Origin of the sequence: Nocardioides sp. QY071 (assembly GCF_029961765.1) — a bacterium.
Taxonomy (GTDB): domain Bacteria; phylum Actinomycetota; class Actinomycetes; order Propionibacteriales; family Nocardioidaceae; genus Nocardioides.
In genome coordinates this window covers 3,767,245-3,781,158 of the sequence record NZ_CP124681.1, presented here as the reverse complement: position 1 = coordinate 3,781,158, position 13,914 = coordinate 3,767,245, and the positions used below count along the sequence as shown (strand labels likewise).

12 protein-coding genes are annotated in these 13,914 nt (G+C 65.8%); 10 read left to right on the top strand and 2 right to left on the bottom strand.

Annotation, left to right across the window (positions count from 1 at the left end; translation table 11 throughout):
- Positions 1-5 precede the first annotated feature (5 nt).
- Positions 6-983 (top strand): amidohydrolase family protein, encoded by a 978-nt coding sequence (locus QI633_RS18230; RefSeq protein WP_349016698.1) that lies wholly within the window; start codon positions 6-8, stop codon positions 981-983.
- Here the strand turns inward: QI633_RS18230 and QI633_RS18225 are convergent.
- Positions 945-1,907 carry a LysR family transcriptional regulator gene (locus QI633_RS18225; protein ID WP_282426638.1) on the bottom strand — a complete coding sequence of 321 codons (963 nt, stop codon included), beginning with the start codon at positions 1,905-1,907 and terminating at the stop codon, positions 945-947. The two genes, QI633_RS18230 and QI633_RS18225, sit on opposite strands and share 39 nt — an antisense overlap.
- 191 nt (positions 1,908-2,098) lie before the next feature.
- Between QI633_RS18225 and QI633_RS18220 the strand changes: the two genes are divergently transcribed.
- From QI633_RS18220 to QI633_RS18185, 8 genes are all read left to right on the top strand, one after another.
- On the top strand, positions 2,099-3,526 hold the full coding sequence (locus QI633_RS18220) for an amidohydrolase family protein (RefSeq protein WP_282426637.1): 1,428 nt from the start codon (positions 2,099-2,101) through the stop codon (positions 3,524-3,526).
- A 5-nt stretch (positions 3,527-3,531) separates the two neighbouring features.
- A complete protein-coding gene (locus tag QI633_RS18215; RefSeq protein WP_282426636.1) occupies positions 3,532-4,437 on the top strand; it encodes an SMP-30/gluconolactonase/LRE family protein in 906 nt (301 codons plus the stop codon).
- 53 nt (positions 4,438-4,490) lie between these two features.
- Positions 4,491-5,462: an NADPH:quinone oxidoreductase family protein gene (locus tag QI633_RS18210; protein WP_282426635.1), complete on the top strand. Its 972-nt coding sequence runs from the start codon at positions 4,491-4,493 to the stop codon at positions 5,460-5,462.
- A 267-nt stretch (positions 5,463-5,729) separates the two neighbouring features.
- A complete protein-coding gene (locus QI633_RS18205) occupies positions 5,730-6,260 on the top strand; it encodes a cupin domain-containing protein (protein ID WP_282426634.1) in 531 nt (176 codons plus the stop codon).
- Positions 6,261-6,327: 67 nt separating this feature from the next.
- Positions 6,328-7,854 carry an AMP-binding protein gene (locus QI633_RS18200; protein WP_282426633.1) on the top strand — a complete coding sequence of 509 codons (1,527 nt, stop codon included), beginning with the start codon at positions 6,328-6,330 and terminating at the stop codon, positions 7,852-7,854.
- A gap of 252 nt (positions 7,855-8,106) precedes the next feature.
- The gene (locus QI633_RS18195; protein ID WP_282426632.1) at positions 8,107-9,279 is read left to right on the top strand and encodes a substrate-binding domain-containing protein; all 1,173 of its coding nucleotides are present in this window, start codon (positions 8,107-8,109) and stop codon (positions 9,277-9,279) included.
- A gap of 1 nt (position 9,280) precedes the next feature.
- The gene (locus QI633_RS18190) at positions 9,281-10,837 is read left to right on the top strand and encodes a sugar ABC transporter ATP-binding protein (protein WP_282426631.1); all 1,557 of its coding nucleotides are present in this window, start codon (positions 9,281-9,283) and stop codon (positions 10,835-10,837) included.
- Complete coding sequence (locus tag QI633_RS18185) at positions 10,821-11,858, top strand: ABC transporter permease (protein WP_282426630.1); 1,038 nt, start codon at positions 10,821-10,823, stop codon at positions 11,856-11,858. The genes QI633_RS18190 and QI633_RS18185 overlap by 17 nt, the downstream gene beginning before the upstream one ends.
- A gap of 90 nt (positions 11,859-11,948) precedes the next feature.
- On the opposite strand, the gene QI633_RS18180 is transcribed toward QI633_RS18185, so the two are convergent.
- Entirely contained in the window at positions 11,949-13,010 is a 1,062-nt protein-coding gene (locus tag QI633_RS18180) for an NAD(P)H-binding protein (protein ID WP_282426629.1), read from the bottom strand.
- 80 nt (positions 13,011-13,090) lie between these two features.
- Here QI633_RS18180 and QI633_RS18175 point away from each other — a divergent pair, with 80 nt between their 5' ends.
- Entirely contained in the window at positions 13,091-13,663 is a 573-nt protein-coding gene (locus tag QI633_RS18175) for a TetR/AcrR family transcriptional regulator (RefSeq protein WP_282426628.1), read from the top strand.
- Positions 13,664-13,914 lie beyond the last annotated feature (251 nt).

Sequence of the window (13,914 nt, the reverse complement as noted above, 5' to 3'; positions counted from 1 at the left end):
CGTCGGTGACGCGCTCTGGACCAGTTCCGCGAGCGCAGCGTGCTCCCGGAGTCGTCGATGTCCACGCGCACCAGATGGACCCGGAGGTCTTCCACGGCGGGAGTCCTCGACTGCAGACCGTGAACGCCACGGAAGGCCTCCTTCACCCGGCTGGAGGTCAAGGTGTCCCGCGGCGGGTGTCCTCGGTGATGTGGTCCGTCGAGGATCGGCTCAGAGAACTTGACCGTGCTTCGATCTCCCGCCAGGTGATCTCGCCGGTGCCGGCGGTCATGGAGCATGCCTGGACGGCTGATCCTCCGTACGCGCAGCTGGTCAACGACTCGATTGCGAGCTCGTGCGCCGCCGCTGGCGGTCGCCTCATCGGCTTGGGCTGCGTCTCGCGACAAGGGTGGCGCAGAGACCTCGAACAGTGCGTGCGGCTCGAGCTGCGTGGCATCGAGGTCGGCAGCCGCCAGGGCGATCTGGATCTGGATGACCCCGATCTGGATGGCTTGTGGAGAGAATGCGAGCAGGCGGGCCTGTGCATCTTCGTGCACCCTGTCGCGGGAGGGCGGGGTGTCATCCGCCGCTCAGGTCTCCGGCTCGACATGGGCCTCGGCATGCTCACGGACACATCGCTCGCCGCGACGGCCCTCGTGTTCGGGGGCGTGCTCGAGCGGTATCCACTCCTTCGGGTGGCGCTGGCACACGGTGGCGGAACCTTTCCGTGGGTCTACCCGCGATTGCGCGACCTCGGCGGCACGGTCAGTGACCCGGCGGAGGGGACCCGCTGGGACATGCTCGCTCGTCGCCTCTACGTGGACACGCTCGTCCTTGACGTCGAACACCTGACGTTGCTGCGTCACCGGTTCGGCGACGACCGGATAGTGCTCGGCAGTGATTGCCCGTTCCTCCCTACCGAGATGGTCGGAGCGATCGTGCGCGGCAGTGAGGACACCGCCGCCCTACTGACCGACAACGCGCTCGGCTGGCTCGGGATCTGAGGAGGGACTCGGGGGACTGAGCCGGCTCCTCGTGAGCTCATCGAGGCGGTCGCGACACACCTCGATCACGGCTGCGATCGCCGGGGACGAAGCACGTCGCCCTGCCCGGGTGGCCGACACGACATGGCTTCGAACCGACGGATCAAAGGGACGCGCTTCGAGCAAGCCCGTCGAGATCTCATGTCGCACGAAGTTCCAGGGCATCGCTGAGCAGTAGTCGCCGCGCACCACCAAGGCCTTGAGCAGATTGATCGAGTCGATCTCCGAGGTGTTCGTCGGCGAGCTCTCGGTCAGCCCCAGGCGCGTCCACACGAGTTGCTTGAACGCGGGCGTCATGACGATCGGCAAGGAGCCGACGTCCTCGGCCGAGGCGGTCGGGCTGGGATGCCCGCGCAACATGCTCGACGTACCGACCAGCATCACCTCATCGGATCCGATGTCGGTGAAGTCCAGGCGCGTCATTCCGCTGAGGGCTGGCCAGCGCCGGAACACCCCGATGTCGATCCGCCCCGCGTCTATCCAGTCGGTCACGAACATGGGAAGTGATTCGACGATCTGTATGTGCAGCCCGGGGTGCAGCGCGGCGAGCGTGGTATGGACGTGCTCCGCCAGAGCGGGCACCAGCGAAGGAGACAGCCCGAGCGTGACGTTGCCACCCAGCTGATGGGAAGCAGCGCGGACGGCGGGCTTGATCTGGTCGATGTAGCCGACGATCACATCGCACATCTCCGCGAGTCGTCGGCCGGCCTCGGTAGGCCGAACGCCGTTCGGGATCCGGTCGAGCAGGACGACGCCCAGTTCGTGCTCGAGTGACTGGATCTGTTTGCTCAAGGCGGGCTGGCTGACGTGCAGCGTTCGGGCCGCGCGACTGAAGCTGCCGTCGCGAACGATGGCCGAGAAGTATTCGAACTGTCTGAGCTCCAACAGTGCCTCCGGGTCAGGTGTCGGTCTACGAAAGCACACTCCTCCGGCGCGCACACGCGGTCGTGGTATGCCACCCGGGACTGACCGGCATCACGATTCGACATTGGCGTGACGAACGACACGCACCTAGGTTTCAAAGGTCCGCACTTCCGGGACTTCCAGCGTCGCGGATCCGACGAAATTGAGGTGAGATGAGTCTTCATAACGACCACGCGGACGAGCAGCGCGGACTGGATCTGCTGCTTGCGAGTCATGCGGCATCAACTGTGGTCGATCCCGCGCAGCGGCTGGTCATCCGGGGCGGGGCCGTCTTGTCGATGGACGACGCGGTCGGCGACTTCGCGGTCGGCGACGTGCTCATCGTCGGCGATCGGATCGCCGAGGTGGGGGTCGACCTGGATATCTCAGACGCCGTAGTGATCGACGCGTCACAACGAATCGTCATGCCCGGCTTCTGTGACCCGCATATCCATTGTTGGGAGGGCGCCTTGGGCCGGATCATCCCTGAGAATGTGCCCCAGACGACAGACGACCCCATCGGGGACGCCCCCTCCACCAGTCGCAGCTATATGTATGCGGCCCACCGGCTCTTTGCACCCGCATGCCGCCCCGAGGACATCTACGCTGGGACACTCCTGTCGCTCCTGAACGCGCTCGAGGGCGGCATCACCACGGTCATCGACAACATGCACAACGCACGATCGCCGGAGCACTCGGACGCGGCCGTCGAGGCGCTCTTCGCGGCTGGTGGGCGTGGAATCCACGCCGTCGGTGCTCCCCGCTCGGGTGCCTGGTCCGAGCAGCATCCGAGCGACGCGGCGCGGCTGCGGGAGCAGTACTTCGCCAGCGATGACCCGATGTACGGACTTCGACTCTTCGCGGTCGGGTTCGACGGCTTCGATGCCGACCTGGCCGCGGTCAGGAAGGAACTCGACCTCTGGGTGACCTTCGACAGCGGTCTGGAGAAGCATCCGGTCGACATCTACTACGAGAAGGGATGGCTGGACGGTCGGGAGACCATCAACCACGCCAACTTCTTCTCCCCGGAGCAGCGCCAGGTCATCATCGACTCCGGCGCCCAGGTCGATGTCTGTCCTCGTATCGAAACGCAATTCCGCTTCGGAGAGGTCCCCTACACCGAATGGGTGCAACAGGGCCTGAGGCCGGGCATCAGCAACGACAACCCGATGACGTTCAACATCGACATGTTCAGCGAGATGCGGGCCCTGTACCTGGCACAGCGCATCGATGAGCATCGCGGCGGTCCGAGGAGCGCACCGTTGCGCGACATCTTGTACTCCGCTACGCAGCAAGGGGCGGACAACTGTGGGCTCGGATCGGTCGTTGGATCGCTCACCCCTGGAAAAAGGGCAGACATCATCTTGCTCGACACGGGAGGGCTCCAGCTCTATCCGCCGAGCAACATCATCTCCTCGGTCGTGCAGGGCGCGGGGATCGGCTCGGTCGACACCGTCCTGGTCAATGGCCGCGTCCGGAAATGGAACGGCCAGCTCCACGGGGTGGACGTCAACCAGGTCCGGCAGACCGTAGCCGCATCGCGCGAGTATCTGCTCGCGAAGGTTGGTTGGCCCCATGACGACATCGACTTCGAGGACTGAACATCGTGAATCGCAGCTTCACCAAGGTATTGGGCGGCGCTAGCTTCTTGGAGGGCTCTCGGTGGCACGATGGCCGCCTGTGGGTCAGTGACTGCTACACGCAGCGGGTTCTCAGCGTGACCGAGGACGGTCGGGACCAGCGGGTGGAAGCCATCGTCCCGGGCAATCCGTCCGGTTTGGGCTTCCTCCCGGACAAGCGCCTTCTGGCGGTCTCGATGAAGGACCAGCTGATCCTCCGCCGTGAGAGCGACGGGACCATGGTGCTGCATGCTGATCTCAGTGGTACCGCGAAGTTCATGATCAACGATATGGTCGTCGACCCTCTTGGCCGCTGTTGGGTCGGGTGCATGGGGTTCGACATCGCCCTGGGCGCGCCGGTCGACGCTGCTGTCCTGGTCCGGGTTGATCCCGACGGCACCACCTGTGTCGTGGCAGACGACGTCTGGGTCCCCAACGGGACTGTCTTCCATGACAACACGATCGTTCTGGCCGAGACCTTCGCGAATCGCATGACAGCATTCGATGTCGACGCGGCCGGTGAGCTGACGAACCGGCGCGCGTGGGCGGAGTTCGGTCCGATGCCCGAGTCGCGCGAGGTCGCCGAGATCATCTCGCAGCTCGAGATCACACCCGACGGCATCGCCGAACCAGACGCCGAAGGCGCCGTTTGGATTGCTGACGCGTTCCACGCGCGAGCCCTTCGAATTGCCCCCGGGGGACAGGTTCTGGAGGAGATTCGCATGTCGGACGGGCTCGTCTTCGACGTGTCTCTTGGCGGTGCCGACGGCCACACCCTCTTCCTTGCGGTATCACCGGGATACGCGGAGGCTGAACGGCGAGATCACAGGGACTCCGTCCTGCTCGCCACCCGGGTCGACGTGCCCCTGGCGCATCCCCCGGCCGGTGGGTGAGGGCGGCGAGGCCATGAGCCGAGCTGCCGCTGTTCGAGGCTGAGAAGAGCACGATGCGTGCCGCGGTGTTGCGTTCCTACGGCGGCCCGGAGGCGGTAGCCGTCCAGGACGTGGCCGAGCCTGACGTGGGACCGGGCGAGGTACTGATCGATGTCTACTTCGCTGGCGTCGTCTTTCCCGATCTCCTCATGACGAAGGGGGCCTATCAGCTGAAGCCGCCCTTGCCCTTCATCCCGGGTTGGGAGGTTGCCGGCGTCGTACGACACGACTCCGGCAGGTTTCGTGCCGGCGACCGAGTCGCTGCCATGCCGCTCGTAGGCGGGTTCGCCGAGTCGGTGGCGGTCAGCGAGCACCGGGTCTTCCTACTGCCGCGGGACTTCAGCTTGCGTGACGCAGCGGCGGTGCCTCTCAACTACCTCACCGCGCTCTTCGCGCTCCGGCGCCGGGGCCGTCTCGCGCACGGTGAGTCCGTCCTGGTCCAGGGTGCCGGCGGGGGCCTCGGCTCCGCGTGTTGTCAGCTGGCCAAAGCGCACGGCGCACGGGTCCTCGCGGTGGTGTCGAGTCCTGAGAAGGCGGCGATCGCGCTCAAGGCGGGAGCCGATGAGGTCCTTGAGGCTCGGGACTTCTTGGCGCAGGCGCGCCTTGCCACGGGAGGTGCAGGCGTCGACATGGTCGTCGATCCCGTCGGAGGCGACCGCTTCGCGGATTCACTACGAAGTCTTGGCCCCGAGGGCCGGATCTTGGTGTTGGGCTTCACCGGGCGCTCCATCCCGGAGGTCAAGGTGAACCGGCTCTTGTTGACCAACACGGCTGTCGTCGGTGTGGGATGGGAAGAGTTCGCCGTCGCAGATCCGAGCTGGGTGGGACGCCAGTGGGCCGAACTCCTCCCGCTCCTTGCATCCGGTGACATCCGGCCTCTCATCGGCCAGGTCCTCGCGCTCGAGCAGGCCCCGGCGGCGCTCGAACTACTGGACTCGCGCGGCGCGATCGGCCGGGTGCTGGTGCAAGTCAGGTCGTGCGGCTGACGCAGAGCCGAATCTCGCCCGTGGTCCTCTAGGCATCGTGCGGTTCAGGGTCGTGATCGGCGTATCTCGTTGAGCTGTCACGGTCGATTCGTCGTGCCGAAATGCACGTTCTAAGACGTGGAATAGCGCGCATGAATGAACGGCATTGGAAGGCCGGGCTGCTGACTGGTTATCTTTCAATCAGTCGCCAATTGATCATTGAGTGCGCAGGAATGCGGTCATTTCGAATGGGCCGGCAAAGAGAATCTTCGAGGAGAGTCAGATCAGATGACGTTCAGTTTCCGACGCGTCGTGACCGGCCACGACGAGCGAGGCCGGGCCGTGGTGAGGCGTGATCATCGAGTCAGTGCCGAACCGCGGTTGCCCGGCTATCACGCGAAGGTGGTGTGGGCCACCAGTTCCTTCCCGCCGAGCAACGATGAGGCCGGATTCGATGACGGGATGCCCGGGCCGCCTGGGGCGCGCGTGCTCTTTCGGGTCGGTGAACTCGTGCCGGGGGAGTCCGATATCCCCAACATGCACAGGACCGAGACGCAGGACGTTGCCCTGATTCTCTCCGGCGAGCTCGATCTCGTGCTGGACAGTGGCGAGGTCGTCGAAAGGCTCACAGCCGGTGACTTCGTGGTGCAGCGCGGAACGATGCACTCGTGGGTCGTACGCGGAGACGAGCCGGTACGAGTCCTGTTCGTCCTGATGGACGCGCCGCCCGCCCGTGTAGGCGACATCGAGCTGCGTGAGGACATCTCGGTGTTCGGCGGCGCGGTCTCTCCGATGCCGACCGCGGGCCAGCACGGGTGACCACCCCTCGTTCACCCGCCGTGCCTTGGCCCGGCGCCACATCTACTTGCCAGAGGAGGCAATCCTGATGCACGTTCCCCTCAACGTACGGGACTTTCTGGACCGCGCCGCGACGGTGTACCCCGAACGCATCGCCATTGTCGATGAACCGCAGCAGCCCACCCCGTCCTGGGGAACGGTCACGTGGTACGAGGCTCATCAACTGGCTCGCGCCCAAGCCGCGAACCTGGATCGGCTCGGAGTTCCTGTGGGAGGCCGAGTTGCCATCATGTCGCAGAACAGTGCTCGCCTGCTGGTGTCGCTGTTCGGAGTCTCCGGGTCCGGCCGCATCCTGGTTCCCATCAACTTCAGGCTCAGCCCCGCCGAGGTTCAGTACATCGTGGAGCACAGTGGTGCTGACGTCGTGATGCTGGACGAGCCGTTCGCGCACCTCGCTGATCGCCTCCAGGGGTGCCGCGTCTTCATTCTGGGTGGCGATGACGACGAGTTGTGGGGAGAAGCGGGCCAGCCGGCGCTGTGGGAGGGCGACGAGACAGCCACCGCGACCATCAACTACACCTCGGGTACCACGGCCCGGCCCAAGGGGGTCGAGCTCACTCACCGGAGCCTGTGGTTGAACGCGTCGATCTTCGGGTGGCAGCTCGGCGTCAACGATGACGACGTCTACCTACACACACTCGCGACCTTCCACTGCAACGGCTGGGGGATGCCCTACTCGGTCACCGGCATGGGCGGCAGACACATCGTGCTGCGAGACATCGACGGGCACGAGATCCTCCGCCGAGTGCGTGACCACGGGGTGACATTGTTGTGCGCTGCGCCGGCCGTGATGCACTTGGTGTTGGACGCACTTTCGTCATGGGAAGGTCCGGTACCAGGGCGCGACGCCGTGCGTGTCGTCGTGGCAGGTGCTCCTCCGCCGAGTCGCACGGTCGAGCGCATCCGCGATGAGCTCGGCTGGGAGTTCATTCAGATCTACGGAATGACCGAGACCTCGCCACTGCTGACGATGTCTCGCATGCGTCGTGAGTGGTCGGACGCGCCGGCGCAGGAACAGGCCTCGCGACTGAGCCGCGCCGGATCGCCCGCTCTTGGGGTCACGGTCCGCGTTGACGATGAGGGCGAAGTGCAAGCGCGCACGAATCATGCCTTGGCGCGCTACTGGCAGGATCCGGAGGAGACTGCGCGAGCGCATGTCGATGGTTGGTTCCGCACTGGCGATGGTGGGACCTGGGAAGACGGAACCCTGACTGTGCTCGACCGCAAGAAGGACGTCATCGTGTCGGGTGGCGAGAACGTCTCATCGATCGAGGTCGAGGACGCGTTGATGTCTCACCGGGCCGTGCGCGAAGTGGCAGTGATCGGAGTTCCGGACGATAAGTGGGGCGAGGCTGTCACCGCGCTCGTGGTGTTGTCGGATCCGTCGGTGACACCGGCTGAGCTCATCGCTCATTGCCGCACACGGCTCGCCGGGTACAAGTGCCCAAAACGCGTCGAGCTGAGAGACGGTCTCGAGCGGACGGCCACTGGGAAATTGCAGAAGTTCAAGTTGCGCGAGCCGTACTGGGCCGGTAAGGACCGCCTCGTCAATTAGGACCGGTGCGCATGTTGTGAAGAAATCGGCGCTAACCGCCAATTGACGCGGATCGGTATGACGATCGGCGGCTTTCGACCCCCTTTCTATTCGAGAGTCGCCGGGTGTCGTGGCGCCTATGGCCTTCGATCCGAAACGGTCATGGGCTCCATGTCATGAATCGATGGCGAATCCATTGTTCCCGAATGGGACGCGGTGGTGAACTGTGCGCCTCGCATACTCGGGGTCCACCAATGCTGAATTGGAGCTCATATGAATCTCAAGGCTGGAAAGTTGAATTCGCGCCTCGTCGCCGTGACGGTTCTGGCGAGCGCGCTCGCAAGCGCGTGCGGTTCCGGGTCCGGTTCCGGCGGTAGCTCCGTGGCGAACCAGGCTGACATCACGAAGGCGCAAGCAGCGCTCGAGGCCGCCTACGCCGGCACCGATGGCCCGGTCCCGCGCAGCGGTCCCCAGTCCGCAGAGGACAAGGAAGTCTGGCTCATCAGCTGCGGCGAGGCAGCCGAGGGCTGTGCGGCGCCGCGCGCCGCGGCAGCTGAGGCTGCCGAGGCAATGGGGTGGGAGACGACGAGCTGCGACGGCAAGTTGAACCCGGCGACGTACGGTGAATGCGTTCGCAATGCGACTGCCGCATCCCCGGACGCGATCGTCCTCATCTCCGTCAGCTGCGAAGCGGTCCAGGAGCCGCTCTCCGCAGCGAAGGGTGCCGGCATCAAGATCTATGCCGTTGACGCCTTCGACTGCGACTCGAATGGTGGCGACACCTTGTTCGACGGCGAGATCGTCTACCACGAGAACGCTTCCATCGAGGACCGCTACGAGCAGGACATCGCGGACGCGATGGCGGCCTATCTCGTCGCCACTAACAAGGGCGCGGCCAAGACGATCGTCCTTCGCCAAGATGACGCGCTGGCGTCGCGGCACTTGGCCGACGGGCTTGAGGAGGCGCTCGCGGACTGTGCGGGCTGTGAGACCTACCCGCTCGACATCAGTCTCGGAGACTTCAGCGACGGCTCGTTCGCCAACAAGGTGTCCGCCGCGCTCGTTCAGCATCCTGATGCGAATGCTGTGGCGGCACCCTACGACGCGATGATCAACCTGGGAGCCGGACAGTCGATCTTGAAGGCCGGCCGCCCGATCACCCTGGTGAGCCTCGGCGGCCTCGGCAGCAACATCGACCTGATCCGCGACGGTGGTCAGACGATGGATGTGGGCACCCCGAGCGGATGGATCGGCTGGGCCGCCATCGACGGGTTGAACCGAGTGTTCGCGGGTGAGCCCCAGGTGGACTCCGGGATCGGGCTCCAGATCATCGACAGGGATCACAACCTGCCGGGGAAGGGTGAGGCCTACGACGGCAACCTGGATCCCGACGGCAAGCCTGCTCAGGACTACGAGGCGATCTATCGTGCGAGCTGGGGACGCTAGCGTGCTCCTCCAGGTCGCGGACGCGCGGGTGACGTTTGGATCCACCACGGCACTCGCGGGGGTCGATGTGACCTTGATGCCGGGGAGGGTCCACGCGCTGCTCGGGGGGAACGGCAGTGGAAAATCCACGCTGATCAAGGTGCTTGCGGGCGTGGTCCGTGCTGACGCCGGTAGCGTCGAGAGGCACGGAAGCCGTAAGGATCTGTCGCACTGGACAGCGGACGACGCTGCTGGCCTGGGTGTCCGCTTCGTGCACCAAGACTTGGGTCTGTTCGATGCCCACACCGTCGCGGAGAATTTCGCCGGGTCGTCTTGGCCGGTCAAGGGCCCCCAGATTCGCTGGCGGCTGCTGCATCGGCGTGCGCGCCGCGCCCTCGACGCGTTGGAGGTGGATGTCGCGACGACCGCGCTGGTCGGCTCGCTGAGTCCGGCCGAACGAGCGTTGGTGGCTATCGCCCGGGCCTTCGCCGAGATCGAAGGACAGGATCAAGCGGGAGTGCTGGTGCTCGACGAGCCGTCGGCGACGCTGCCAGATCACGAGATGCGCACACTCGTCGAGCGGGTCCGACGAATCGCCTCCCAGGGCCACGCTGTCGTCTACGTCAGCCACCGGCTCGAGGAGATCAGATCTGTTGCGGACGACGTCACGGTACTGCGCGATGGCGAGGTGGTCGGCAGACGCAGCGGGACGGCGAGTGCTGAGGATCTGCTGCAACTGATCGCGGGCTCCGAGTCAGGGCACTTTGGCGCGAGCGAACGGGCCGGCACCGGAGACGGGACGGCTGCTCGCTCCGGAGCACTCACCAATGTGCGTCTGGCCGTGGCGGGACTCCAGTGCGAGCGCGTCGACGGCATCGATCTCGGCGTCGCGGGTGGCGAGATCGTCGGTCTCGTGGGCCTCGAAGGGTCCGGGGCTTCCGATGTCCTTCGTGCGCTGTACGGGTTGACGCCGCACAGAGGGACGGTGACCCTCGACGGTCGGTCGCTGAAGCTGGGGAGCCCTGCCTCGGCCGTCGCCGCTGGGTTCGGATTCGTCCCGGCTGATCGGCTCCGCGAGGGGGTGCTGACAGGTCTGGGGACCCACGAGAACGTCAGCATCGGCTCACTCGGCCAGTTCTGGCGTGCGGGTCGCTTCGCAGCGCGGCGGTATCGCCGAGACGCCGAGCGCATCTTGGACGAGCACGGGGTTCGACGGCCGAACGGCAACACAGCGATCACGGCTCTCTCGGGCGGAAATCAACAGAAGGTCGTTGCTGCGCGGTGGCTGCGCCGTGCTCCATCGGTGCTCCTCCTCGAGGATCCGACGCAGGGAGTGGACGTCAATGCGAAGCGGGAGCTCTGGACTCTCATTCGCCGTCTCGCCGACCAAGGCTCGTGCGTGGTGGTGCACAGCACGGACTACGAGGAGCTCGTGGAGGTTGCGGACAGGGTCGTCGTGATCAGTTCGGGGCGCGTCGTCGACGTGGTGGAACGCAGCCGTCTCGACCGGCCGACCATCACCGCCCTCACTTATCAGTCCACGTCGAAGGAGGAATCAGCGCATGACCATCACAGATGAACGAGAGACGACCACAGGCGCGGCCGGCGGGACGGCTGACAGGTCGTCCAAGGCGCGTGTCTGGCGCGTTGCCGTCATTGCTCTCGAACGGTACGCCCTGGTCCTGCTGGGGGTGAGCCTCGTCGTTCTCTTCGCCTCGTTGGAGGGTTCCCGCGACGCCTTCGTCTCGACGGCCAACATCCGGACGCTGCTCGGCAATCAATCCGTGGTCGCCCTGATCGCGATCGCGTCGATCATCCCGCTCGTGACAGGTCAGATCGACCTGTCCGCCGGGCCAGTGGCCGGGCTGTCCGGCGTGGTGACAGCCGGCCTCTGCTCCTTCTACGACTTCCCATTGGTCCCAGCTGTCCTCGTCACACTGCTTGTCGGAGCAGTCATCGGTCTGGTCAACGGCTATCTGGTGTCGTACGTGGGAGTGGGCGCCATCATCGTCACCCTTGGCAGCGCGACCCTGATACAGGCTGGCGTGTCGTGGTTCAGCGAGGACCGGACGATCGTCTCGGGGATTCCAGATCGTCTTGTCGCACTCGGCAGCGGATCGTTCCTTGGGGTACCGACCGCGGTCTTCTACGTCATCGTCGTGAGTCTGGTTGCGCACTACTTTCTCAGCCAGACTCCGCCTGGCCGTCATCTGTATTTCGTCGGAGCGAACGCGCGGGCGTCGCGGCTGGTGGGGCTTCGAGTGGAGGCGCTCACGTTGGCCAGCTTTGTCGCATCAGCGGTGATCGCGAGCATGGCGGGGATCCTTCAGCTTGCGCTGGCCGGCAGCGCCAGTCCGCAAGTAGGTCCGAACTTCACCTTGCCCGCCCTGGCTGCGGCCTTCTTGGGAGCGACGGTCATCAGGCCGGGGACGTTCAACGTCCCCGGCACCCTCGTCGCGGTCCTGTTCGTTGCTGTGGTGGTCAACGGTCTGACGCTGCTGGGCGCCCCGAGCTGGCTGCAGCCAGCCGTCAATGGCTTGAGCCTGCTCGTCGCGGTGGTCATTGCGACTGTTGCCGGCAAGCGTAGAGCCGCTGGCTGAGTGTCGCACCTGCGCATGGTGCACGAGAAGTGACATGCTCGGACCCGGCGGCGATCGCGCCGGTTGTCGCGGGGCTCGCAACAGGCAGAGTCAAGAGGCTCCCGGGTTCAAGAGCTCTGCGCCGGCGGCGAGAGCGAGCTCTGGGCCGAAGATCCTTCCGGGGCTGAACGCGCCGGGACGACCTCTGCCGTCGGTCAGGCGGGTTGCCACCTCTGCGGCAACGCGCGCGGTGAATGCCATGCCCTCGCCGGCGCGCAGCCAGCCCTCGCGTACGCGACCGTCGGGCCACTCCACTCGGGCCCGTGCCCAGCTCGACTCGCGGGGACGTTCTCGGGCGGTCTTCAGGTTGATGCGCGCCATGCCCCTGGTCGTGAGGCTCGCCATGCCGGGGACCTGCAGCAATCCGCCGATCGCCGCCACCGTTGTCCGAGCGAGCGGGTTGCCCGGAGCCAAGGGTGTTGCCGCGATGACCTCACTCGCTCCACTGGCCCGCCAGGCCGCGAAGAGGTCGCCGCCTCCTTGGGACGCGGTGGTGACCACATCGCCGTCGGGAGTCGTCAGGGGCGCGGCTGATCCACCGGTCCACGTCCTGACGATCTTGTCGGCGCGTACCTCGCGACCGCCGTGGCGCAACTGGTCCACGACTGTGGCCGCAAGGGACTCCCCGAGTCGTCCGGGCTCGGATGCGATCGAGGCGATAGCGTCGACTCGGACGGACGACGGCCGCTCCTGGTCCGCCAGAAGAGGAAGCAGGGCCGCCTCTGTTCCGAGAACGCCGAAGCCGGCGCCGTAGACCAGGGTGCGGCCGGTGGACGCCGCATCCTGGTGCATGCCATCGAGCCGCTCGAAGACGTCGAGATCGTTGGAGATGTCGACATAGTGCGTGGCGGGGGAACATGCTGCCGCGACCCGCGGCGCGGTCACCTTGAAGGGACCAACGGTGTTGACCACGACCGCGGGCGAGTCGCCTCCCAGGCGCTCGGAGATCTCATCGAGCGTTCCCGCCAACACCCGGGTCCGCGGGTGGACGCGTCGCAGACGCGCCCGGTCGCGTCCGACGGCGACGACATCGCCGCCTGACTCGTGAAGGAGCTCGACGATCTCCCGTCCGATTCGCCCGGTCGCACCGAGCACCCAGATCTCCCTGCTCATGACTACCTCCGCTATCGATGACATTTAGTGTCATCACTCTACCCGTGACGACACGTCGTGTCATTGGATAGGGTGGATGCATGGCGCGATGGCGACCGGGGGCGCGAGAACGGCTCGAGCAGGCTGCGCTCGACCTCTTCCTCGAGCAGGGCTTCGCTCAGACCACCGTCGCCCAGATCGCTGCGCGTGCCGGCCTGACGACACGAACGTTCTTCCGCCACTTCGACGACAAGCGGGAGGTGTTCTTCGCGGGCGACGAGCTCATGCCCGAGCAGGTGCAGCGGCTCATGGCCCAGGCTGCGCCGACGCTCGCTCCGATGGAGCTCATCGCCGAACATCTGGGCGCGGCGGCCGAAGACGTGTTCCAGGGGCGTAGCCGCGACTACCTGCGTCGTCGGCGCAGTGTCATCGACGCCGAACCCGCTCTGCAGGAGCGCGAGCTCCGCAAGTTCTCTGAGATGTCCAAGGCTCTCGAACGAGGCTTCCGTGGCCGCGGCAACGACCCCCTGACCGCGCAGCTCGCAGCCGAACTCGCAGTGACCGCCTTTCGCGTGGGGGCGACCCGTTGGATCGAAGAGTCCGACGACATCGACTTGCGGTCCTCCATCAGCCGGACTCTCGTCGCCATCACGCGCGTCGCTGGGCAGGCGTAGTACGACCAACAGGTCGCGCTGGGCGTCTCTGACGACAGAGACTCGCCATCGGCCGCTCTGCCTCCCCCGTCCGAGTCGGGAAGCTGCTCCGGTCTCTCGTGGCGGGGTTGACCCCCGCGGGGTGCCGGTTGCCGCAGCCGTCCGGCGAACCGTGTTCGCCGGACGGCGATCTCACCAGAGGAGGTGGCGATACGCGTGATTGTGCACTTAGGTGCATAATCGCCTGGCAAGTCTGTTTCGCGTCATTGGAA